The sequence below is a fragment of the Anabaena sp. CCY 9402-a genome (genome assembly GCF_963920945.1).
Lineage (GTDB): Bacteria > Cyanobacteriota > Cyanobacteriia > Cyanobacteriales > Nostocaceae > Trichormus > Trichormus minutissimus.
The window spans coordinates 36,657-59,286 of sequence record NZ_CAWUDL010000035.1 but is presented as its reverse complement, the minus strand read 5'-3'; the positions used below and the strand labels follow the sequence as shown (position 1 = coordinate 59,286).

The 22,630-nt window shown below is 39.9% G+C and carries 20 protein-coding genes; 14 read left to right on the top strand and 6 right to left on the bottom strand.

The features are described 5' to 3' along the window. Nucleotides 1-468 precede the first annotated feature (468 nt). Nucleotides 469-1,113 (bottom strand): signal peptidase I, encoded by a 645-nt coding sequence (lepB, locus tag ACM0OR_RS14750; RefSeq protein WP_190706744.1) that lies wholly within the window; start codon nt 1,111-1,113, stop codon nt 469-471. A 211-nt stretch (nt 1,114-1,324) separates the two neighbouring features. Here lepB and ACM0OR_RS14745 point away from each other — a divergent pair, with 211 nt between their 5' ends. Together ACM0OR_RS14745 and ACM0OR_RS14740 are read left to right on the top strand one after the other, a co-directional pair. Beyond that, a complete protein-coding gene (locus tag ACM0OR_RS14745; protein ID WP_414577013.1) occupies nt 1,325-2,644 on the top strand; it encodes a dihydroorotase in 1,320 nt (439 codons plus the stop codon). Nucleotides 2,645-2,900: 256 nt separating this feature from the next. Beyond that, the gene (locus ACM0OR_RS14740; protein ID WP_414577011.1) at nt 2,901-4,073 is read left to right on the top strand and encodes a patatin-like phospholipase family protein; all 1,173 of its coding nucleotides are present in this window, start codon (nt 2,901-2,903) and stop codon (nt 4,071-4,073) included. Nucleotides 4,074-5,274: 1,201 nt separating this feature from the next. On the opposite strand, the gene tsaE is transcribed toward ACM0OR_RS14740, so the two are convergent. Together tsaE and ACM0OR_RS14730 are read right to left on the bottom strand one after the other, a co-directional pair. Beyond that, nucleotides 5,275-5,730, bottom strand: coding sequence for a tRNA (adenosine(37)-N6)-threonylcarbamoyltransferase complex ATPase subunit type 1 TsaE (tsaE, locus tag ACM0OR_RS14735; RefSeq protein WP_190706738.1), 456 nt, complete (start codon nt 5,728-5,730; stop codon nt 5,275-5,277). A 64-nt stretch (nt 5,731-5,794) separates the two neighbouring features. After that, entirely contained in the window at nt 5,795-7,165 is a 1,371-nt protein-coding gene (locus ACM0OR_RS14730; protein WP_414577009.1) for a gluconeogenesis factor YvcK family protein, read from the bottom strand. A 158-nt stretch (nt 7,166-7,323) separates the two neighbouring features. On the opposite strand from ACM0OR_RS14730, the gene ruvC reads away from it, so the two are divergent. The 3 genes from ruvC to ACM0OR_RS14715 all read left to right on the top strand — a co-directional run bounded on the left by ruvC (nt 7,324) and on the right by ACM0OR_RS14715 (nt 10,717). After that, a complete protein-coding gene (gene ruvC / locus ACM0OR_RS14725) occupies nt 7,324-7,815 on the top strand; it encodes a crossover junction endodeoxyribonuclease RuvC (protein WP_190706733.1) in 492 nt (163 codons plus the stop codon). A gap of 291 nt (nt 7,816-8,106) precedes the next feature. Beyond that, the gene (locus ACM0OR_RS14720) at nt 8,107-9,042 is read left to right on the top strand and encodes an NACHT domain-containing protein (protein WP_414577007.1); all 936 of its coding nucleotides are present in this window, start codon (nt 8,107-8,109) and stop codon (nt 9,040-9,042) included. Continuing rightward, nucleotides 9,011-10,717: a GUN4 domain-containing protein gene (locus tag ACM0OR_RS14715; protein ID WP_414577005.1), complete on the top strand. Its 1,707-nt coding sequence runs from the start codon at nt 9,011-9,013 to the stop codon at nt 10,715-10,717. The genes ACM0OR_RS14720 and ACM0OR_RS14715 overlap by 32 nt, the downstream gene beginning before the upstream one ends. Before the next feature lie 60 nt (nt 10,718-10,777). On the opposite strand, the gene ACM0OR_RS14710 is transcribed toward ACM0OR_RS14715, so the two are convergent. Next, a complete protein-coding gene (locus tag ACM0OR_RS14710) occupies nt 10,778-11,089 on the bottom strand; it encodes a hypothetical protein (protein WP_414577003.1) in 312 nt (103 codons plus the stop codon). Next, nucleotides 11,083-11,658, bottom strand: coding sequence for a Uma2 family endonuclease (locus tag ACM0OR_RS14705; RefSeq protein WP_323268313.1), 576 nt, complete (start codon nt 11,656-11,658; stop codon nt 11,083-11,085). The genes ACM0OR_RS14710 and ACM0OR_RS14705 overlap by 7 nt, the downstream gene beginning before the upstream one ends. A gap of 421 nt (nt 11,659-12,079) precedes the next feature. Here ACM0OR_RS14705 and ACM0OR_RS14700 point away from each other — a divergent pair, with 421 nt between their 5' ends. The 6 genes from ACM0OR_RS14700 to ACM0OR_RS14675 all read left to right on the top strand — a co-directional run bounded on the left by ACM0OR_RS14700 (nt 12,080) and on the right by ACM0OR_RS14675 (nt 20,237). Then, nucleotides 12,080-12,583: a phosphate-starvation-inducible PsiE family protein gene (locus ACM0OR_RS14700; protein ID WP_190706728.1), complete on the top strand. Its 504-nt coding sequence runs from the start codon at nt 12,080-12,082 to the stop codon at nt 12,581-12,583. A gap of 480 nt (nt 12,584-13,063) precedes the next feature. Further along, nucleotides 13,064-14,194, top strand: a complete 1,131-nt coding sequence (nifV, locus tag ACM0OR_RS14695) for a homocitrate synthase (protein WP_414577001.1) — start codon at nt 13,064-13,066, stop codon at nt 14,192-14,194. 96 nt (nt 14,195-14,290) lie between these two features. Next, the gene (locus ACM0OR_RS14690) at nt 14,291-14,836 is read left to right on the top strand and encodes a GIY-YIG nuclease family protein (RefSeq protein ID WP_414576999.1); all 546 of its coding nucleotides are present in this window, start codon (nt 14,291-14,293) and stop codon (nt 14,834-14,836) included. Between the two features lie 173 nt (nt 14,837-15,009). Next, complete coding sequence (locus tag ACM0OR_RS14685; protein ID WP_414576997.1) at nt 15,010-16,503, top strand: protein kinase domain-containing protein; 1,494 nt, start codon at nt 15,010-15,012, stop codon at nt 16,501-16,503. A 126-nt stretch (nt 16,504-16,629) separates the two neighbouring features. Further along, nucleotides 16,630-18,405, top strand: a complete 1,776-nt coding sequence (locus ACM0OR_RS14680; protein WP_414576996.1) for a protein kinase domain-containing protein — start codon at nt 16,630-16,632, stop codon at nt 18,403-18,405. A 191-nt stretch (nt 18,406-18,596) separates the two neighbouring features. Then, nucleotides 18,597-20,237 carry a protein kinase domain-containing protein gene (locus ACM0OR_RS14675; RefSeq protein WP_323268318.1) on the top strand — a complete coding sequence of 547 codons (1,641 nt, stop codon included), beginning with the start codon at nt 18,597-18,599 and terminating at the stop codon, nt 20,235-20,237. A 7-nt stretch (nt 20,238-20,244) separates the two neighbouring features. On the opposite strand, the gene ACM0OR_RS14670 is transcribed toward ACM0OR_RS14675, so the two are convergent. Further along, nucleotides 20,245-20,481 (bottom strand): hypothetical protein, encoded by a 237-nt coding sequence (locus ACM0OR_RS14670; RefSeq protein WP_323268319.1) that lies wholly within the window; start codon nt 20,479-20,481, stop codon nt 20,245-20,247. Between the two features lie 69 nt (nt 20,482-20,550). Here ACM0OR_RS14670 and ACM0OR_RS14665 point away from each other — a divergent pair, with 69 nt between their 5' ends. The 3 genes from ACM0OR_RS14665 (at nt 20,551) to ACM0OR_RS14655 (ending at nt 22,626) form a co-directional block, all read left to right on the top strand. After that, nucleotides 20,551-21,459 carry a carbohydrate ABC transporter permease gene (locus tag ACM0OR_RS14665; protein ID WP_414576993.1) on the top strand — a complete coding sequence of 303 codons (909 nt, stop codon included), beginning with the start codon at nt 20,551-20,553 and terminating at the stop codon, nt 21,457-21,459. 5 nt (nt 21,460-21,464) lie between these two features. After that, nucleotides 21,465-22,292 carry a carbohydrate ABC transporter permease gene (locus tag ACM0OR_RS14660; RefSeq protein ID WP_414577022.1) on the top strand — a complete coding sequence of 276 codons (828 nt, stop codon included), beginning with the start codon at nt 21,465-21,467 and terminating at the stop codon, nt 22,290-22,292. 202 nt (nt 22,293-22,494) lie between these two features. Further along, a complete protein-coding gene (locus tag ACM0OR_RS14655; RefSeq protein ID WP_277880662.1) occupies nt 22,495-22,626 on the top strand; it encodes a hypothetical protein in 132 nt (43 codons plus the stop codon). Nucleotides 22,627-22,630: the final 4 nt, after the last annotated feature.

The following is a 22,630-nucleotide window of genomic DNA, read 5'->3' as shown; positions in this document are numbered from 1 at the left end:
TTGATAGCTGCAAATATATCTAAATAACCTGAGTTTGGCAAAACTCTGCTTCTCATCTGACTATCCTGCAAGTGGCTACTGTCCATTAAGGGAGGTAAATCCGACTTGTATGTGTATGTTTTAAGTTTTGATAAATTTTTTCATAAAAATAAATCTAAGGAACAAAAAACTACTACATACTCTCAGTTCCTTAAATTTTATGTTTTATTCAAAGTTAGTTGTTAATATAAAATTCTTGTTTCAGGGAACTCTAAAAAACAAATTATCCAATTTCTGAAATCAAAACGATTATCCCTACCCTGCTCCCATACCATAAAAGCGAGGGGATATTTTGTTATTTGGAAGCCCCTTAACTGTAAAAACCATAATTTATCCGGTGTGAAACCTTTATTGGGCAATTTTTTGGTGAATTATGATGGTCAATGAGCTGTTCGTATTAATTTCACCTCAACTGCTATGGGTAATTATTTATTGTGGATAGAGTGGTGACTTATCTATTTCTCCCACATTGTTGAGTGGCCAGAACCGGACTACAGCACGACCGATAATATTATTACGAGGAACAACACCCCAACAACGACTATCGTAGCTACTATTACGGTTGTCGCCTAGTACCAGATAGGAATCAGGGGGTATTGTTTGGGGTTTCTCTAAGAAAGCCGGCTGTTGTCCTGATGTACACACATCAGTAAATGTGTTCTGAGTGGAGTTAAGATATCTATCTTCCTTCAGGGGTTGATTGTTGATATAGACTTGACCATTCCTGATGGCTACGGTTTCGCCAGGTAAGGCAATGATTCGCTTAATAAAGGCATCATGATATTGTTCTTTTTGCAACTCTTCTGTAGGCGAAAATACGACAATATCGCCCCTCTGTGGTTGGGAAAATTTGTACTTCAATTTATCAACAATAATCTTGTCTGCTTCCCATTGGTTCGGAGTGCCGTGCAGAGTGGGTTCCATAGAGCCAGAAGGAATCCAGCGTGCTTCAGCCACAAAGGTACGAATACCTAATGCGAGAACGATACTTAATACAACTGTTCTACCTAGCTCGGCGATCCAGGAATTATCGGGTTGTTGACTAGAATTGTTGTCAGACACTTGATTTTGCATGAAATTGTTGAACTAAGGAAAATTGCAGGTAATTAACTCACTGAGGAATACTATATTTGTTAATTTTAATGGGAGAAACTTGATTCAGTAGTCATCATGATTAGTTTTTTTGTGGCTATCTCACCTTGGATAAACAAAAATCTCGGAAATCAGGACTAATTGAGGCCAAGTTACTTCATCTTTCGTTCCTCGTTGGAAACTTGTTAATCCCATGCCATTGTCCCAAAGTATATTAATTCGGAACGCTCGCATCATCTTACCCAATGGTGAATTTATGGTAGGAGATGTATTGACACGCGATCGCCAGATCGTAGAAGTTGCATCAAAAATTGCCACGACGACACCAGCAATAGAAATTGACGCACAAAACTTAACTTTGTTGCCAGGAGTCATTGACCCCCAGGTGCATTTTCGAGAGCCAGGGTTGGAACATAAGGAAGATTTATTCACAGCTAGTTGTGCCTGTGCTAAAGGTGGGGTAACATCTTTTTTAGAGATGCCCAACACCCGTCCTCTAACTACCACCCAGCAAGCTTTAGACGACAAATTACAACGTGCCTCGAATAAGTGCTTAGTTAATTATGGCTTTTTTATTGGGGCAACGGCAGAAAACCTGCCCGATTTACTGAACGCATCGCCTACACCGGGAATTAAAATTTTCATGGGGTCAATGCACGGTCAGTTGTTGATTGATCAAGAAGCTTTGCTGGAGACGATATTTGCTCAAGGTGAGCGATTGATTGCGGTTCATGCGGAAGACCAAGCCAGAATTCAGCAACGTCGCCAAGAGTTTGCGGGTATTCACGATCCGGCGATTCACTCCCAAATTCAAGATAATCAAGCGGCACTGTTAGCAACTCAGTTGGCATTAAAACTAGCGAAAAAATATCACCGTCGTTTACATATCTTACATATGTCAACGGCTGAGGAAGCAGAATTGCTGCGTCAAGACAAACCCAGTTGGGTAACGGCAGAGGTGACACCACAACATTTGTTGCTCAATACCAGTGCTTATGAAGAGATTGGTACTCTAGCACAGATGAATCCACCACTGCGATCGCCCCACGATAATGAGGTATTATGGCAAGCTTTGCGGGATGGGGTGATTGATTTTATTGCTACAGATCATGCCCCCCATACCTTAGCCGAAAAAGCCCAAGAATATCCCAACACACCCTCTGGGATGCCTGGAGTAGAAACATCCTTAGCTGTAATGTTAACGGCGGCGATGGAGGGTAAGTGTACTGTTGCCCAAGTTGTTAACTGGATGTCTACGGCTGTAGCTAAAGCTTATGGTATCCCCAACAAGGGAGCGATCGCACCTGGTTATGATGCCGATTTAGTGCTGGTAGATTTGAACACATATCGCCCTGTCCGGCGAGAGGAACTAGTAACCAAGTGTGGATGGAGTCCCTTTGAAGGTTGGAATCTTACAGGATGGGCTGTAACAACTATTGTCGGCGGTCAAATTGTCTATGACCAAGGTGAACTGAATACGGAAGTGCGGGGTCAAGCTTTAAGTTTCGTGTAGCAAATATTAGCTAGTCTTTACGTATTAAACCAATTTAGACCATAGTGTAACCAGGTTAAATTCTGACATTTTAAGTTTTACTTGGTTCAAATCACAGCAGAACTGACAGAAAAGGTAATTTGTTGAGACTAGGTTGAGAGGTTTACTAACTTAAATCTCTACACCCTATCTCAATGAATAATCTCTTGGCTAACGTCTGTATAGGTCAGAAACTATACCCAAAACAAGAAAAAAAATACTATCAAGGAGAATTGCAATGTCCTTCAAAATCTTGAGTTTGGATGGTGGTGGTATACGTGGAGTGATTACAGCACGCATTCTTCAAGAAGTTGAGCGACAAATTCAAGAACGGAAGGGTCAATCTTTACATGAATATTTTGACCTAATTGCCGGCACTTCTACCGGGTCAATTTTAACAGCAGGGATTGCTGTAGGAAAAAAGAGTGATGAGCTAGTTAAACTATATAGACAACAGGGTCAGCAGATATTCCCCCTGAATAAAAAAGAACGCTACAAAAAAATCCCCAGTATCATCCAACCAGTGCTAGAGGCATTGTCACCACCTAAATATTCTCATCAAGGGCTGATTGATGTCTTAACTGATGTCTTGGGTTACAAAAGAATCCAGGACATCGCCAAACCAATGATTTTAATCTTGGCTTACGATACTCTTTACCGGAACACAACATTTTTTACTAACTGTCATCCAGATTTGGGGGCAAGATGGTATGACGAATGTTACTTATGGCAGATATGTACTGCATCGGCCTCTGCACCTACATTTTTTCCGGCTTATAAATTAGAGCCGATGAACAAAGAGAAATTTGGCGATTGGGTATTTCCTCACATTGATGGCGGAGTGGGGGCTAATAACCCGGCACTAGCAGCACTTAGTCTAGTCATGAGGCTAAGTCAATCCTCAATTTCACCAGCAATTAAACAAGAATATAATTTAGATGGTGTAGAGTTAAAAGACATTGCCATCCTTTCTATTGGGACAGGTCAGAGTGGCGAACCATTTCGATTTGAGCAAGTCCACAGTTGGCGGGGTATAAACTGGGCGCAGCATCTAATTGATATATTCATGGAGCCGACATCAGAGGTTAGTAGCACCATTTGCCAGCAAATCATGGGCGGATACAACTCTCAACGGTATTTGCGTCTTCAGTTCGACCTAAATGAGAAATTTAAATCTAAACAAGAGGAAACCTACAGAGATACTCGGACTCTCTTAAAACGAGAGGAAAGAACCAACAGGTTTACCCAAACTCCAGTCAGCGAAGAAATGGATGATGCTAGAACCGAGACTGTAGAAAAGTTTATATCTGCTGCATCCCAATTTATTGATGAAGGCTGTACTTATTACACCAGAAATCATTGTGGGCCAAAAGTCAAAGATGCGATCGCGGCTTTTATTAGGTCTAATTAGTATTTTTACGTAAAAATCTTTAGGGAAAATCTTTATTGGCAAATTCAAGACTATTTATCCGAGGAATCGGATAAATAGTCTTTCTCTTATATCAAATTACTGTTGTTTTCATCTGTCTATAGTCAAATATAAGTATATCTTGTCACAGCAGAGAAGCTAAATCAGTTTATCTCATAAATTAACAATTAGTAACTTTATCGGTAGAGATCCTGAATTGAGTTTGGGAATACTTAAGTGCGAAGACAGGTTAGACAGCTAATACAGAAATTAATCATGACTGAATTTCACCCCATTAGCTTTTTTGCGTTCAACTATCCGGATGTTTTAGCAAATAACTGTAGAGAAAAATAGGGTTAAGTAAACGGGCGAATTTCTGTGAAAAATATGTTTTATACATACAAAAATTTTATAAGTGCTTATTTTGTACCTGCTTAAAACCGATTTCTGTTCTCTGATTGCTAACTGTGACTGGTAATGCTGTGGTTGAGAATCTTAGTATTACTTAGTAAAACACGACGAGAAACGATAAATAGACATTCGTTGAAGTCAATTCCAGAGCCAGTTTACAGAGATTTTTAAGAATGGGCTAACAGTAACAACCGTAGTGCAGAAGACGCAGAATTTTTACCAGTATCAACCAGTGAACCGAGGTCTTCTAAAAAACTAAACAACAAAATTATCCACTTAAGGACAAGTTTATGTCAGTTTTCATGTTAGTTTAATTTGCTTAAAAAGCAGGTATTAAAAAAATCTCACTGCTTGCTACATAGCATCGAAAAAAGCATTTCTGAAACAAAGCAAGTTAAATTTTTATCCAACTACTGCCAGAATGACCGCGATCATACGCAATTTAGTTGATCTCAGACAACAACTGAGTAGATGGTAAATACACCAGATGTGCTAGTGAAGAATATTTCAGCGATTTTTGAATAAAGAACAAAATTATGGTAACTAATTTTTTAGATGAGCGTGGTAGTGGTAGATAGAACGAGCCGGGAATTCTCCCTCGACTATCACTAAATATTTTGTCGTGTCTTAATTAAAGTTGATTGGTAATCATGCTGTTAGTGCTGGTAAATCAAAAAAATACCGATGTATTGGAGGGTGAATTGTTGATTTATCCTCATGCACAGTCTTTGATGAGCAACCCTGACATTACTGAAGTATTGGCAGCTTTTTACCAAAATTTAACAAAAGCTTTTCACAAATTAGCAATCAAGTCGTTGATAGTGCAATTGAAGGGTGTAATTTCGGCTTGACGAGTGCCTTCATCCCCATAAGTCAAATGCACCTGGAGATAACTAGTTGGCTTGTAGGGCATTCGTTCTGCCCACTCAATCGCTACAATACCGGGAGTCACCTCAACACCTTCCCAGTAAATTTCTAAGTTTAATCCTGAAACCTCTTGTGGCTCTAAGCGGTACAAATCAAGATGGTAAAGGGGTAAGCGTCCTTCGGAATATTCATTAATCAGGGTGAATGTAGGACTAACAATAGGGTCAGTGATGCCTAAACCTTGTCCAATCCCTTGTACCAATGTAGTTTTACCAGCACCTAAATCACCTTCTAGTAAAATGACGCTACCAGGAATCAGAGTTTGCCCCAGCTTGATACCTAAGTTGAGCGTTGCGTCTGCATCTTTGAGTAAAATTTTCATAATTAGTCAATGGTCAATGGTCATTAGGTATTCTGACTATAGACTTTTGACTGTGGACTATTTCTTATTTTCCATGATGCGCGCCACCGTACCACTTTAATAGGACTTTTGCGAGCTTCTGGGGATTGTGGCGCACGCAGCCGATTTCATCTTCATACAGGATGTTAGCTAAAACAATTCTTCGTCCTAGTTGGGATACAGCTTCTCTATCTAAGAAAACAGGGTGAGAATTTTGTTGAGCATAACGGATGAGTGATTTGGCTGAGGGGGATTTTTTGTGGACTAATACCGCATCAAATAGCCGTCTTTGCCCACAAGCAGCATCAATAGACTGAATGTGGTCAGCAACACTATATCCTTGAGTTTCGCCTGGTTGGGTCATGATATTGCAAATATAGATGCGGGGAACTTCTGTTTGAGCGATCGCATCAGCAATTCCCGTGACTAACAAATTAGGAATTAAGCTGGTATAAAGGCTACCAGGGCCAATAATAATGTAGTCAGCTTCTTTGATAGCTTTAATAGCTGCCGGTAAAGCTGGAGGATTATCAGGAACGCAACCAATCTTGACAATTTTACCCCCAGCTTTGGGAATATTAGACTCGCCCTCAATGCGGCGACCATCAGCTAATTCTGCCCACAGACGAACGTCACTTAAAGTAGCAGGTAAAACTTGTCCTCGCACCGCCAGCACTTTAGAACTAGCAGCCACAGCCCTTTCTAAGTCCCCAGTGATCTCACTCATGGCTGTGAGAAACAAGTTGCCAAAACTATGCCCAGTCAACCCATCGCCAGCCCGAAAACGGTATTGAAATAATTCTGTTAATAACTTTTCTTCATCGGCGAGGGCTGCTAGACAGTTGCGAATATCTCCTGGTGGTAGAACTCCAAACTCTTGGCGCAGTCTGCCAGAAGAACCACCATCATCAGCGACGGTGACAATAGCGGTAATATTAGCACTGTAGGTTTTTAATCCCCTGAGTAAATTAGATAGTCCTGTACCGCCACCAATCACAACTATTTTCGGGCCTCGGTACAATCGGCGATGGGCTAAAAGTACATCAATAAGTTCTTCTTCGCCATCTGGCCTTAGTACCTGAGTAATTGAACCCACAGTGCGAGTTTGTCCCCAAAGCACCAATAACAAACCAAAAAGTATGACTAGAGGGCCGCTGACATAGTTGGGTAAAATATTGGCGATCGCACTCAAAAAACCCTTAAGCAATTCCAATATCAAAAAAATGGGGGTCAGCTTGATCCAAATAGCCAACCCCAAAATTGTCAGCAGTACACCCCCAACACTAATCAGCAACCATCGTTTGATCGACAGTCCAGGAGATAACCATTTAAACCACTGGTTCACCCGATGGGAAGTTCGACTGCGTGATTGTTTTTGCAGTCTGTGGAGGGCTTGTCTGAGAAAACCTATTGACATACCTGATTCGGAACAGTGGTACAAACAATAATTAACAGAAAATGTACACTAACTGGTTTTAACACCAAGTATGAAGTTATGGAACTTTCCCGTTGCATTTACACTAAGGGCAGATCGTCAAAGTTGCCAAATAATTTGGCTTGGTTGCATAAACTTTCATGGAAAAACGCATTTTAGGATTAGATCCCGGATTAGCAATTTTAGGATTTGGGGCAATTACCTGTACAAAAAGCCCAACTAGTATACAAGATACAACAGTCAGTGTCTTGGATTTCGGGGTAATTAGAACTTCGGCAGGCATAGATACAGGAGAACGCCTGTGTACCTTGTTCGATGATTTACATACCCTGATTGATCATTTGCAGCCAGATTTGGTGGCAATTGAAAAACTGTTCTTCTATCGTATGTCAAGCACTATCCTAGTGGCACAGGCCAGAGGCGTAGTTATGTTAGCCTTGGCGCAGCATCATCTACCTTATGTAGAATTTACCCCTGCTCAAATTAAACAAGCTTTGACTGGCTACGGCAATGCGGATAAATCAGAAGTGCAGGAAGCTGTAGCACGGGAGTTGGATTTAGAAGAGATTCCCAAGCCTGATGATGCGGCGGATGGTCTAGCTGTCGCTTTGACAGCGTCGTATCAATTGTAGATTTGTAAAACGAGAATAAACTTGGAAACTAGATAGAACTTACGCAACTGAAATATTTTTTATGTAGGATGTGTGACGCTGCGAAAGTATTTGAACGTAGTCTTGAGACTTATAGCGTCACGCACCAACCATCCAATTGTGACACTTGCATAAGTCCAAATTTGGCTGCTTGCAAAAGACACTTAACGCAAAAAGTCAGAAATTCACATTGCCATCAGTAAATTAGCGTATCATCTATTTAAAGATGTATTTAAGCGTAATCATATCAATACTTTCCTTTAAGTCCGTCAGATGCAAAATATTACACAGGCATTAGTCAAATGGCTACCTACTGGTGTTGGAGTTGGCATAACAGGACATTTTCTCGTTAACCATCAATGGACACAGGCTGTAATTTCTACCTTTGTAACTGCTAGTTCCTCTATCTGGGTGAAGTTTAGCGGCGAATTTATGAAAGCCCTAGAAGCCAAAGCAGAGGAAAAAGGTAAACAAGCTGGAGAATTGATTGCTAAACAAGCAGACGAGTTACCAAATAAATTTATTAAAAAAATTTCAGGATTTCAGAATCAGTATAAAAAGTTATTAGTTGATTTTTATTGTGACTATAAAACAGAGGGGTTTAGAATTGGCTTACCTGTATTAAATTTACAGGATGTATTTGTACCATTAAAAGTTGATACAGGTAATTTAGAAAATATTTCTGGTGCAATGGTTTCGCGTCAACACACCAGTCAACATTCTGAACATCAAGAAATTTGGGATTTTTTAGCTGCTATTTCTCAACAAAACAGTTATCGCTGCATGGCTGTGATTGCTCCCCCTGGATATGGTAAAACCACTTTGCTGAAGCATTTAACTTTGACCTATGCCAAAAATGGTTATGGCAAATATAAAGCACCGCAATTTTTACCAATATTATTGTATCTGCGGGATATCCGTGAAGCAATTACCAGCCAACAACCTCCTACTTTACCAGAATTAATTACCAATCACTTAAAAAATGAACCTGCTTTTGCAGAACTCAAACCCCAAACAGATTGGTTTAATCAACAGTTAAAAAATGGCAAGTGTTTAGTCATGTTGGATGGACTAGATGAAGTTGCTGATAGTAGTGAACGTTTGCAGGTAAGTGAATGGGTAAATAAGCAAATGGCAACTTATCGCCAAACAGCTTTTATTATTACTTCCCGTCCTTATGGTTATAGTAGTGCGCCTGTGGATGAGTAGTGCGCCTGTGGATGAGGTAGGAGTTATTTTAAAAGTTCTACCTTTCACTTTAGAGCAGATGAAGCAATTTATTAATAGTTGGTATCTGCAAACAGAAATCAGAAGTCGTGCTGGTAAAAATAATCAAGCGGTCAAAGCAGAAGCTAAGAAAAATGCCGCAGATTTAATTGACCGGATTATTAATAATCGTGCTATTGCTGATATGGCAACAAATCCGCTATTGGTGACAATGATTGCTACTGTTCACTATAGCGGTAGTGCTTTACCAGGACGGAGGGTGGAACTTTATCAAAAAATTTGTGATTTACTTTTGGGAACGCGACAAGCTGCAAAGAAAATTAAAGCACCTCTGACATCTGAACAAAATAAATCAGTATTGCAAGTCTTAGCACTGGATTTGATGCAAAGGGAAACTCGCACTTTTGCACCAGCAGAAGTTGAGAGTTTAATTGATAAGGAACTGCAAACAATAGTTAATATTACATTAACGCCAGGAGAATTTTTAGAACAAGTTAAAGATGTGAGTGGTTTAATAGTCGAAAGAGAGCAAGATATATTTGAATTTGCTCATTTGAGTTTTCAGGAATATCTAGCTGCGGCTGAGGTGAAAGAGTTGCAGCAAGAACAAATATTAATTGATAATTTTGATAATTCTTGGTGGGCTGAAACAATTCGTCTTTATGCGGCTCAAAGTGATGCTACAAATTTGATTCAAGCAGCGTTACAAAATCAAACAGTTGCTTCTTTAACTTTGGCTTATGATTGTTTGAAAGAAAGTAAGAAAGTAGAACTACAAACACAGCGTCAACTTGAAAATATTCTTGAAGCTGGTTTGACATCTAAAGATGCAAAAATTGCCCAGATAGCAGCACAGGTGAAATTAACCAGAAGGTTAAATAACTTATTGCGAATTAATGAAAATCAAGAAATAGATCAGAGTTATCTTATTTGGGCAGAGTATCAGGAGTTTATCAAAGATACTTTTGGCACAAATACTATTGAGCCAGGTTTTTTACCAGTTGATGCCAAGAATGTTTCTCCTATTCAATCTGTCACCGGCATTAGTTTCCAAGCTGCTAATCGTTTTTGTGCTTGGTTGAGTTTAAATTCTAATTTTGGTAACAACCTAATTCGTTATAGATTACCCACAGAAGCAGAAGCAAAACAGTATCCAGCCAGAGAAGAGAAACCTCTTACCTGTTGGACTCAGGAAAACCGCACTGATGGAGAAGGAATCAGGGTTGTTAAAGATCAATGGCCACCACAATACAGGCAACTTTTAGAACACTTAGCTGCTGGAAATTGGCGCGAGGCTGATGAGGAAACAGCTAAAATGATGCTGAAAGTAGCTAAACGAGAAAGTCAAGGTTACTTAGATATTGAAGCTATTGACAAATTTCCCTGTTCTGACCTCAGGACAATTGACCAGCTTTGGGTACAATATAGTTACGGTCGCTTTGGTTTTAGTGTTCAAAAGCGCATCTATGAGCAGAAAGGAAAAGACTATAGTGCAATGTATGACGCATTAGAGTGGTCAAGCGCATATAAATGGTCACAAAAATTTTCAGATAATGAATACAAGCAAGCCCCTTTGGGACACCTGCCACTAACTCACACCATCCTACAATATCACACCAACCGAATGAATACTCTTCTCTCGCGCAGAGACTTGTAAATTGTAACCTATAAAGAAAGCTTTCAGTCAATTCATAAACATTTCTTATTGCCGACTTTTCTACAACGTTTCAATGTTTCCTGGTTTTTGATACCTGGCACTCCCCCTTTCGGGGTCATAGCAATTCGCCATGACAAATTTTTCAGGTACTTTCTGAATTTCTGGGTCTGTTGCTTCCCATGTGTTCCAAGGTAGATTCATTTGTCCTGGTGATGTTTTCTTTTTATTCGGCTTTCCTTTCAACTTCATTCCCGCTAGCAGCTTGCTTCCCCAGTGGTTACGCTTTTCTGATTTTGGCTTTGGTTTGTACTTGCGACAAAACCCCCGATATTTAGCAGCACACTCATCTAGAGTTTTTCCTATTTTTACCAAATTTTTTGTAAATTGAGTACAAATCCAGGTAAAGTATTCTCCCCAGAAAGAGTTGGAGGTAATTTTAATACTTCCACTGCTTGTCCTGGGCGATAAATTTCTACTTCCTGCCTTTTTCTATTGATCAACCAACCTAAACGACACCCATTTGATCTATATTCATCCATTTTGTCTTGAACTTTTTTCAAAGTGTCAGATGGTGACATGATTTCAATGACAAAATCAGGACACAGAGGCAGAAACTTCTCTCTTTGTTCTTTAGTCAAAACCTCCCAACGGGATTTTTCCACCCAAGAAACATCGGGAGAACGGTCAGCACCATTTGGTAAAGTAAATCCAGTAGATGAATCAAAAACTTCGCCAAGTTGATTTTGTTCGTTCCATGATGCTACTTGCAGAATTAAATTAACATTACTTCTCCCTGTTTCTCCTCCCGTCGGTGGCATTATAATTAACTCTCCCTGGACATTGCGTTCTAATTTTAAATCGGGGTTTTCTGCACACAACTGATAAAACTGCTCTCTTGTCAGTTTAATTACAGAATTGAGATTCAATGTAAGTGCTGTCATAGAAGCATTTTCCGTTTGTATTTGCTGACTGGGAAACCTATATCTATAGGAATCCGATTGATTTATAAAAAAAAATCTCAGTATATGTAGGGTGTGCTAGGCGTAAGCCTTAACGCACCAAAAGTTTTGGGGAAGGTGCGTTACGCTGACGCTAACATACCTTATGTGTATTTCAAAAATCAAAGATGAGTCCTATATCCTCACACGTATTTTCTCTTAATGTTTTTCAAAAATCAAAGAAGATTCCTATATTTTTTAAATTAGACGCATAAAAAGTAAATTTGCATACATTTAAAATGAGGTGAATCTTCAGGTTTTTAGATTGTTAGGAAAATTATAAAAACTAGTTTGATTATGATAATTTTTATTTATGCAATTGTCTATCATGGAGAAATAGAACTCAAAATATCCTGGAGACAATATGCCAAAACGGATAATCACAAAGTTAAATACCTGGTTTAATCGAGCAACAATTGTCACTAATCTAGAAGTTTTTCAAGATATTATTATTATTTCTCTTTGTGTAGGCTTATTTTGCGTTATGTTCATCCGTTTGGGTGATATGTTTTTATCTTTTTTACACCCATTAGATTTACGGGAAGTAACATCTGATATTTTGTTTATTTTAATTTTGGTAGAGTTATTTCGCTTATTAATTGACTATTTACAAACACAGAAAATTTCAGTAGGTGCAGCCGCAGAAATTACCATAGTTTCTGCTTTACGGGAAGTAATTCTGCGGGGTGTGCTGGAGATTCCCCGTGACCAAATTTTTGGCATCTCCTTATTTTTGTTAGTTTTAACAGCAATTCTCATAGCTTTACCCTGGATATCTGGATTTTTTCATCATGTCAGAATTACCAACGCGGAAATATCAGCAGATGATACAGACTTATTGTCGAATACCTCAATTAATGCTGATTAAGTTGGTAGGTTATAAATATGGAAATCCGGTTTGATTTTTGAATTTAGAGAATAGATCGTGGGGAGTGGGGAATTGGGGAAATGGGAAGAAGCCTTTGAGAGTTATCTTGAGTTTTTAAACGCAAGTGCAGGCTAGTACCAACACTAACAAAAATCAAATATGAGTCTTATATAATTTTGTTAGGCTTAATACATAATAATAGATAGGCGATCGCCAGCCAATTAGACAAGGAATAAAAGAATTTCTACAGATGAAATAAATAAGTAAAAAATCACTTGAATGTAGTAATTCGCTGGGAGCGATCGCAGTTACTAAATTAGTACAATTTCTATGATCTTCCAGAAACAATATAGAGTTAATTTACTAATAACATTGGCTAAGTATTTATAGTAATGCTGAGTATAATAATCTTTTCATAATCGGTAACACTGACAGGCATAATAAATTACTATAAATATTTAACAGTCATCACCCATAAAAATGAACCCAGTTTTGATTAATGACACTACATTACGTGATGGTGAGCAAGCAGCTAGTGTTGTTTTTAACTTAGAAGAAAAAATAGCGATCGCTACATTTCTGGATACAATTGGCGTTGATGAAATTGAAGTAGGCATTCCGGCTATGGGTCAGTCGGAACAGAACGCCATAGCCGCAATTTGTGAATTAGGTTTACAAGCCAAGTTATTGGGTTGGAATCGAGCTGTAATTTCCGATATTCAAGCTTGCATAGCTTGTGGGTTACAACGCGTACATATATCAATTCCCGTCTCTGCAATCCAAATTAACGCCAAATTCCAAGGTCAATGGCAATTAGTGCTACAAAAACTCAAAGATAGTGTGAATTTTGCCCTAGATCAAGGTCTTTTTGTCTCCGTAGGGGGAGAAGACTCTTCCAGAGCCGAAGAAAAGTTCCTTCTAGACGTAGTGCTATCTGCCCAAGAATGGGGCGCATCACGGTTTCGCTATTGTGACACAGTAGGCATTCTCGAACCTTTTACAACTTACGCCAAAATCAAACAACTAGTCACATCTTTGGCTATACCAGTAGAAATGCACACTCACAATGATTTTGGTTTGGCAACAGCCAACGCTTTAGCCGGCATCAAAGCAGGTGCTTTATCAATAAATACTACAGTTAATGGTTTAGGTGAAAGGGCTGGGAATGCAGCTTTAGAAGAAGTTGTAATGGCTCTGAAACACTTGTATCACTATGATTTAAATATTGACACACGACGATTAATCGAAATGTCTCGACTGGTAGTATCTGCATCTGGTTATGATTTACCACCTTGGAAAGCCGTAGTGGGAACAAATAACTTTGCCCATGAATCAGGCATCCATGCTCACGGGGTACTGCAAAACCCCAACACTTACGAGCCATTTGCACCAGAAGAAGTAGGTAGTTCCCGACGTTTAGTAATTGGTAAGCATTCTGGTAGACATCTTTTATCTAGCATATTGCAGCAACACGGCATTATTCTCAACCCTGAAGAAACCCAATCTGTTTTAGACGCAGTACGAGAAGAATCAGTCCAAAAAAAACGTAGTCTGACTACACAAGAACTCTTGTATTTAGTTCAAACACAACAACAATCACAGGCTAGTTGAAATCTGTTTTGAAAACGGGGCATAGGGAATGGGGTAAAATCTTCTCTACCGCTCTGTTTCCTATGCTCCCAATTCACACCCTACCTTGAATTAAGTATGACTAACGAAACGAATCTACCTACCCTCACAGCTTTAGAATATATTCCCTACATTGATGAAAACGGTCAATTACCTGAAAATTTACAGGGAAAAATTGGAGTATATGCCATCTTTAATCAGGAAAGAGAACTGCAATTTGTTGGTTACTCCCGTGATGTTTACTTAAGCCTCAGACAGCATTTAGTTCGTCAACCCCAACAATGTTATTGGGTGAAAGTGGCAACTATTGAGCGTCCTAGTCGGACAATTTTAGAAAATATTGAGCAGGCTTGGATAGCTGAAAACGGTAGTCTCCCTGTGGGGAATGGAGAACAAAAAGCCGCATGGACGCAGCCTATTGATGTTAAAACAATAATGACACCGGAAGAAGAGGCTAATTATCAAAAACCCACTAATGATGAACTCACGCAAATGAAAATCATTAAAAATGCAGCCAGAAGATTAGAAACAGAAATTCTAGCGGCTTTAGAATTACGTGGGTTAAAAGCACAAATTCGGTTCAATCCTAAGTTAAAAGAAACAGGATTACTGGATTTAAAATAATTCGTAATTCGTAATTCGTAATTCGTAATTCGTAATTCGTAATTCGTGATTCGTGATTGAATTATTTTAAGATTTAGACCACAACTAATTTAAAAAGGCTAATTTTAAAACTTAGCTTGGGAACTATATCATCTTAATTACCAGTTACGAATTATGTTGAAATAAAATAAAATATGACTATACAAATGTTAAACGATCGCTATCAAGTGATTCGCACATTGGGGGCTGGTGGTTTTGGTGAAACCTATCTTGCAGAAGATAGTTATATGCCATCTAAGCGGCGGTGTGTGGTGAAACAACTTAGACCAATTCAAAATAATCCCCAGATTTATCAGTTAGTTCAAGAACGATTTCAACGAGAAGCGGCAATTTTAGAAGAACTGGGCGGGAAAACTGACCAAATACCGTCCTTATATGCTTATTTCGTTGCGGATGGGCAATTTTATTTAGTGCAGGAGTGGGTTGAAGGGGATACACTCACAGCCAAAGTTCAACAGCAAGGTTTATTGAGTGAGAATACAGTCCGGGAAATATTGCTGAATGTCTTACCTATTCTGGATTACGTCCACTCTCAGCAAATTGTCCACCGTGATATTAAGCCAGATAATATCATGGTGCGTCATCGAGATGGAAAACCTGTACTGATTGACTTTGGTGCAGTGCGGGAATCAATGGGGACAGTGGTAAATTCACAAGGGTTACCTACCAGTTCGATTGTCATTGGTACGCCTGGGTATATGCCCAGTGAACAAGCCGCAGGTAGACCAGTGTATTCTAGTGATTTATATAGTTTAGGGCTGACCGTGATTTATTTGTTGACGGGGATGCAGCCACAACAATTAGAGACAGACTCACAAACAGGCGAAATTATTTGGCGTAATTACGCACAGAATATTAGTCCTGTTCTAGCCAGTGTAATTGATCGTGCGATCGCCTACCATCCCCGCGATCGCTTCCCCACAGCAAAAGCCATGCTAGAGGCTTTGCAAGGTTTAGCCAATTCCATACCACCGACGCAAGCAGTAACAAGACCCTTAGCAGACATCCCCGTTACACAACCATTAGCCACCACACCAACGCCTAACACAATTCCCACTACTAATCAGCCGCCAACTTCAGGTAATAATCAGAATGCAATTTTGATTGGCGGTTTGATTGCAGGCGGGTTAATAGGTGGTTCTGTGATTATTGGCCAGGTATTAACAAAATCACCGCAACCATCAGCTAACCAAAATATCACGTCTTCAGTCACACCCCAAGTTATTGCAACTCCTACTCCTGTTACAACACCTGTAGCAGCATCACCCATCCCAGAAAATGCTCAATCTCAACTACCTCCAGATATCGAAAGACCACCATCAGAACAGCCAGACGTAGCAACTACTAACAATTATTTTTGGCTTTCCGAAAGAGCTGTCACCGATGCAGATTTAGCTGGTAAAACTGGCTTTGAGCTAGATATTATGCGAAATACAATTTTTGCCGTTCACGGTCGCCGTTTTAACAATCCTGGAATCCAGAATTACTTTAACAACCAATCTTGGTATCGTCCTTTATACTCACCAAAAGAATTTCCGGGAAACCTACTCTCAAGATTAGAGCAGAACAATACAGCTTATATTGCTAGATATCAAGACCGTAATAATTTAAGATATTTTAAGAAATAAGCCCTAGTGCGTATGTAGTTAAAAGTAATCACGTCAATCTGATTATCCCTGATGGGTTTTGCTCATCAGCCTTTTTAGCTGGCAATTTTTAAAACAAAAAATTATTAACTCTGTGTCTAGCAACTTATGGAAACGCTACTAGAGAATCGCTATCGAGTAGTTCAAACTTTGGGTAGTGGTGGATTTGGGGAAACATTCTTGGCAGAAGATACCCAAATGCCATCTAGCCGTCGCTGCGTGGTGAAACAGCTTAAACCGATACACAATAATCCGCAAATTTACCAACTAGTACAAGAGCGTTTTCAACGAGAAGCGGCCATTTTAGAAGATTTAGGCAGCTATAATGACCAAATACCTGCCCTATATGCTTATTTTCAATCGGATGGGCAATTTTATGTAATCCAAGAGTGGGTGCAAGGTGATACACTCACAGCTAAATTTCGCCAACAAGGTGTATTTAGTGAAAGCGCAGTTAAAGACATTCTCGTGAATCTATTACCCGTCTTAGAGTACGTCCATTCTAAACGGATCATTCACCGTGATATTAAACCAGACAATATTATTCTGCGCCATCGGGATAGCAAACCTATACTGATTGACTTTGGTGCAGTACGGGAATCAATGGGAACAGTATTCAATTCACAAGGGTTACCTACCAGTTCGATTGTGATTGGGACACCAGGCTATATGCCGAGTGAACAAGCCGCAGGTAGACCAATGTATTCCAGTGATATATATAGTTTGGGGATGACAGCAATTTATTTGCTGACGGGGAAACAGCCGCATGAATTAGAGACAGACCCCAGGAATGGGGAAATTATCTGGCGCACACACGCCTTGAGTGTCAGTCCTACATTAGCAAGTGTAATCGATCGCGCGATCGCCTACCACCCCAGAGAACGCTTCGCTACCGCCAGAGAAATGTTACAAGCCTTGCAATTCGGTGCAGCTACCTTTCCCCCGACAGTAGGAATACCCCAAAGCATACCTGAACAGACGATTTCTGTGAGTCCAGGCGTTTCTCCTCAACCTGCAAATCAAAGTAATGGTAAACAAAGAATTTTGGTGGGGAGTTTAATTACTGGTGGTTTGATTGCTGCGGTGGCGATTATTAGTTTCGCCAACAACAATAACCAACAACAGCAAATAGTAGATGAGTCTACGCCTGTACCTACTGAACAATCAACAATTTCAACTCCTATCTCCAGCCTACCTAGTGAAACCCCTACGGCTGAACCGCAGACACCTACACGAACATCAACAACAACATCAACGGAGAAACCTTATTTGGGTTTTCAAATGGTGACACTGACACCAGAAAATCGAGAAAATTTCAGCAGTCGTTTAGGCGTTCCGATTACATTAAATAATGGAGTTTTAGTATTTACAGTCGTTCCGGGATATCCAGCTTCTATTGGGGGATTGCGTGTAGGTGATGTAATTCGCAATATTGATAATCAAATTGTTGCTACAGATGAAGAAGCACTAAAATTAATAGCAAATAGCACAATCGGCAATCCTTTGTCAATTGAAGTAGAACGTAATGGGCAAGTTTTTCAAGTTACAGTAATTCCTGCAACAAGACCATCACCAGAGAAAGTTATCCAAGATTTTTACGGACATATAAATCGACGTGAATATGAAGCTGCCTGGAATTATCTATCAAAAGAAAATCAAAATACTACTGGTTTCAATTCATTTAGAGATTGGTGGCAACAAGTCAAATATGCAGAGATTCAACAACTGACTAGTCAAGAATTAAGTAACGACACAGCAACTGTAGATGCTCAAGTTTCTTATTCCACAACATCAGGCAGAAACATATCTCAATCTCTCCGTTTCTTTTTAAAGAGAGAAACATCATCTCCATTATGGCTGATTGATAAAACAGAAAGGCTGTAAGAAGGGTATGGGGTTTGGGGTATCCCCATGAATGAATCTATCCACTGATTTAATTAGCGATCGCATCAACAGTAAAATTAGAAATACAAAATACGCAGTTACATCAATTCGCATGAATTATTAGTATAGTTAACTAGACTAAATGAGTTAAAGTACACCATAAACACCCTCGTCCTGACTGACACCGACTTATGGAAACGCTGCTAGACAATCGCTATCGAGTAGTTCAAACTTTGGGTAGTGGTGGATTTGGGGAAACATTCTTGGCAGAAGATACCCAAATGCCATCTAGCCGTCGCTGCGTAGTGAAACAGCTTAAACCTATTCACCATAATCCCCAGATTTACCAACTAGTACAAGAGCGTTTTCAACGGGAAGCGGCCATTTTAGAAGACTTGGGGAGTTATACAGATCAAATTCCCACTTTATATGCTTATTTTCAATCGGATGGGCAATTTTATGTGATCCAAGAGTGGGTGCAAGGGGATACACTCACAGCCAAATTTCGTCAACAAGGCATATTCAGCGAAAGCGCGGTTAAAGACATTCTCGTAAATCTATTACCCGTTTTAGAGTACGTCCATTCTAAGCGGATCATTCATCGCGATATTAAACCAGATAATATTATTCTGCGTCATCGGGATGGCAAACCTGTACTGATTGACTTTGGTGCAGTAAGGGAATCTATGGGAACAGTAGTTAATTCCCAAGGTGATCCTACCAGTTCGATTGTGATTGGGACACCAGGCTATATGCCCAGTGAACAAGCCGCAGGTAGACCGATGTATTCCAGTGATATATATAGTTTGGGGATGACAACAATTTATTTGCTGACGGGGAAACAGCCACAGGAATTAGAGACAGATCCCAGGAGTGGGGAAATTATCTGGCGCACACACGCCTTGAGTGTCAGTCCTACATTAGCAGGTGTGATTGATCGCGCGATCGCCTACCACCCCAGAGAACGCTTCGCCACCGCTAGGGAAATGTTAGAAGCCTTGCAATTAGGTGCAGCCACCTTCCCTCCAACTGTTCCTTATCAACAACCACAAACTCCCCCAACCGTTCCTTATCAACAACCACAAATAGCTACAGTTCCACCTGCTGCAACATTATCCAATACTGTCGCCGTCAGTCCAGCATCGTCCCCATCGTCTCAACCTGTAAATCAGAGCAATAGTAATCGGGGAGTTGTACTTGGTAGTTTAATTGCTGGGGGTTTAGTTGGTGCATCTGTCTTAATTGGTTTCGCCTTGACTAGACCAAATCAACCAGTAGCACAGTCAACAACATCTTCTAATGAATCTACAACCAACAGCAACACCAGCCAAAATGTAGAACCGACACCTACCCCTCAAGTACCTGAAACAGCCACAAATCAGCAAACAACTCAAAATACTGCACCACAGGTAAATCCTCCTGTCACCAAAAATTTACCACCTGTTGAACCCACTACATCAGAACCAGAAGAGAATACATCATCTCAAACTCCAGTAGTTGAAAGACCCTCACCAGAACAAGCAATTGAGAATTATTATGCAACTATCAATCAGGGTGAGTATAAAACTGCCTGGAATATGCTATCTCCCAGCTTTCAAAATAGCAAGCTGCACCCCAAAGGCTATCTATCTTACGTGGAGTGGTGGGGAGGACAGGTACAAAGCGTTAATGTTGAGAACGTCAATTTAGTAGAAGCGAATACAGAAACAGCTACAGTTACTACTCGGTTGACATATTTCATGAAAGCTGGTAATCAATCATCTAATCCTGTGCGCTTCTCTCTGTTATGGGATGCAGAGAATAGTAGATGGATTATCAATGGTGCTAGATAGTAATCTGTCAACAAACAAGAGTAATTGCACCATTAATAGTCACAAAAGCTTTGTCAGCGTCAAAAGTTCTGCGTTCTTCATCAAATGCGAGTGTAAGATCCCAGTTAAAACAGAAAATATCACCAACTTGTATATTATTGAAGTCTGTCTTGATAGCTGAACCATATGTAGCAGCATTAGCAAAAGGATCATCTAGATTAACTGGAGTAAGGCTATCGAGACTACCAGGAGTATTCTTCGCCATAGGCCACAAGTATTTCGTATTCTTCATCGCTACAATCGACTGAATAGCAGTTGAGATGGAGGTTTAATTGTGTTTCTAGAACGCAGGTACAGAAGAAGCCGCAGATGGAACATCCAAGACACCATCGCAGGGTATATGTTCATGATGCCTACCATTCTGGTTTTAGGAACTTTCGTATTACTGCCTATTCTCTACGCTGTGTTTCTTTCCCTGCACAAAGTGCAACTTTTAGGCGGTATTGATTATGAGTTTATTGGATTTCGTAATTTCCAGCGACTATTTACAGATACCAGAGTTGGAATTGCGCTGAAAAATACAGCCGAATATGTCGCAATTGTTGTACCCAGCCAAACTATCTTGGCATTGGTTTTAGCCGTAACCTTAAATTCTGGGATTCATGCTCAAAATTGGTGGCGTATTCTCTACTTTTTGCCTACCGTTACATCTTCGGCGGTGCTAACCCTCATCTTTATGTGGATTTATAACACTGATGGATTACTAAATAATTTTCTCGCCTTTATAGGACTACCTACTTACAATTGGTTGGGTGATCCATCTGTTGCTCTTAAAGGCATCATGATTATGAATATTTGGTCAACTGCACCATTTTATATGGTCATATATTTGGCAGCATTGCAAGATATTCCTCAAAAAGTTTATGAAGCAGCAGAAATTGATGGGGCTAATGGGTGGCAAAAATTTATTTACATTACTATTCCCTTACTGCAACCTGTGACTTTCTTTGTGGTAGCAATAGGCATAATTGGGACTTTTCAATTATTTGATCAGTCTTATATTTTCTCTGGTGGGACTGGTGGGCCAAATAATGCCACCCTGACTGTTGTGCTGCTGATTTATCAAACTGTGTTTCGCTATTTACAGATGGGATATGCTGCTGCGATCGCCTTTTTATTAGCAGTAGTGATCATTGCCGTGACACTGGTACAACGGCGACTGTTTGGAGGAGAAAGAAGGTGAGAAATATCTCTAGCTTTTCCTGGCTCAAGGGACTGTTATATATAGTCCTCTCTATCTATGCAGTTATTACCTTAATTCCCTTTCTGTGGGCTTTGTCAGCATCATTTAAGCCCCTTTCTGAGATTATTGGCGGGGAACTTAATTTTTTTCCCAAAGATTTTACCTTTGACAACTACAAGCAAATATTCTTACAAGAACCTCTATTTTTACGCTGGTTGTTCAACAGTGTATTAATTGCTGTCAGCGTCACGGGGTTAAACTTACTGTTTAATTCTATGGCTGGTTATGCCTTAGCTAGACTACGCTTCACAGGGAGAAATTTCTGGTTCTTCTTGATTTTGGCAGTCCTAGCTGTACCCGCACAAATTACTCTAATTCCCACATTTTTGATATTGAAAGCGATAGGTTGGCTCAATTCTTATCAAGGCATGATTGTGCCTAGTATGGTCAACGCTACTTTTATATTTATGATGCGGCAGTTTTTTGTTAATTTTCCTAAAGAGCTAGAAGAAGCCGGACAACTCGATGGCTTAAACACCTTTGGGATTTTCCGGCATATTATTTTACCTCTAGCCCAACCAGCCTTAGCAGCACAGGCGGTTTTTGTGTTTATGGGTAGTTGGAATAATTTTTTACTGCCAGTAGTCATCTTATTCGACCCAGAAATGTTTACTCTCCCCCTAGGTTTAAACACCTTCAAAGGACAGTACATCAGCTATTGGAACTACATCATGGCCGCCTCTATGGTCTTTACCCTACCAGCCTTATGTATTTACGCCTTTTTTAACCGTTACTTCATCCAAAGTGCCACCTTCACCGGTGGTAAGGGATGAATAGGAGTTGAGCAAGTATTCTCTCATCAGCACTCAGCACCGGCTAAACGCCGCGCTACCGCTAACAACACCGGCTAAACGCCGAGTTACCGCTAACAGCACTCCCTGATCCCCCATTCCAGATTTTGGGCAACAAATTGCACTCTGAACATGATATTGGTATTACAGCGACTTAATCTCTATCTGTTAGCTAACACACATTATGGGTTTTGCAAACCTAGCGATCGCAGAGATATCAGTAGACTACAGTGTGACTGTAGCCAAAGGTTTTTCTGTGCTAATCCTAGAGATTGAGTATCACTTTTTTAGCTGTGTTGAGCGTCAAAATCTTTAAGGGG

What these genes read in the sequence shown, in the direction of transcription:
- lepB (WP_190706744.1), bottom strand. Translation starts at nt 1,113, where the DNA reads ATGCAAAATCAAGTGTCTGACAACAATTCTAGTCAACAACCCGATAAT.
- ACM0OR_RS14745 (WP_414577013.1), top strand. Translation starts at nt 1,325, where the DNA reads ATGCCATTGTCCCAAAGTATATTAATTCGGAACGCTCGCATCATCTTA.
- ACM0OR_RS14740 (WP_414577011.1), top strand. Translation starts at nt 2,901, where the DNA reads ATGTCCTTCAAAATCTTGAGTTTGGATGGTGGTGGTATACGTGGAGTG.
- tsaE (WP_190706738.1), bottom strand. Translation starts at nt 5,730, where the DNA reads ATGAAAATTTTACTCAAAGATGCAGACGCAACGCTCAACTTAGGTATC.
- ACM0OR_RS14730 (WP_414577009.1), bottom strand. Translation starts at nt 7,165, where the DNA reads ATGTCAATAGGTTTTCTCAGACAAGCCCTCCACAGACTGCAAAAACAA.
- ruvC (WP_190706733.1), top strand. Translation starts at nt 7,324, where the DNA reads ATGGAAAAACGCATTTTAGGATTAGATCCCGGATTAGCAATTTTAGGA.
- ACM0OR_RS14720 (WP_414577007.1), top strand. Translation starts at nt 8,107, where the DNA reads ATGCAAAATATTACACAGGCATTAGTCAAATGGCTACCTACTGGTGTT.
- ACM0OR_RS14715 (WP_414577005.1), top strand. Translation starts at nt 9,011, where the DNA reads ATGGTTATAGTAGTGCGCCTGTGGATGAGTAGTGCGCCTGTGGATGAG.
- ACM0OR_RS14705 (WP_323268313.1), bottom strand. Translation starts at nt 11,658, where the DNA reads ATGACAGCACTTACATTGAATCTCAATTCTGTAATTAAACTGACAAGA.
- ACM0OR_RS14700 (WP_190706728.1), top strand. Translation starts at nt 12,080, where the DNA reads ATGCCAAAACGGATAATCACAAAGTTAAATACCTGGTTTAATCGAGCA.
- nifV (WP_414577001.1), top strand. Translation starts at nt 13,064, where the DNA reads ATGAACCCAGTTTTGATTAATGACACTACATTACGTGATGGTGAGCAA.
- ACM0OR_RS14690 (WP_414576999.1), top strand. Translation starts at nt 14,291, where the DNA reads ATGACTAACGAAACGAATCTACCTACCCTCACAGCTTTAGAATATATT.
- ACM0OR_RS14685 (WP_414576997.1), top strand. Translation starts at nt 15,010, where the DNA reads ATGACTATACAAATGTTAAACGATCGCTATCAAGTGATTCGCACATTG.
- ACM0OR_RS14680 (WP_414576996.1), top strand. Translation starts at nt 16,630, where the DNA reads ATGGAAACGCTACTAGAGAATCGCTATCGAGTAGTTCAAACTTTGGGT.
- ACM0OR_RS14675 (WP_323268318.1), top strand. Translation starts at nt 18,597, where the DNA reads ATGGAAACGCTGCTAGACAATCGCTATCGAGTAGTTCAAACTTTGGGT.
- ACM0OR_RS14670 (WP_323268319.1), bottom strand. Translation starts at nt 20,481, where the DNA reads ATGGCGAAGAATACTCCTGGTAGTCTCGATAGCCTTACTCCAGTTAAT.
- ACM0OR_RS14655 (WP_277880662.1), top strand. Translation starts at nt 22,495, where the DNA reads ATGGGTTTTGCAAACCTAGCGATCGCAGAGATATCAGTAGACTACAGT.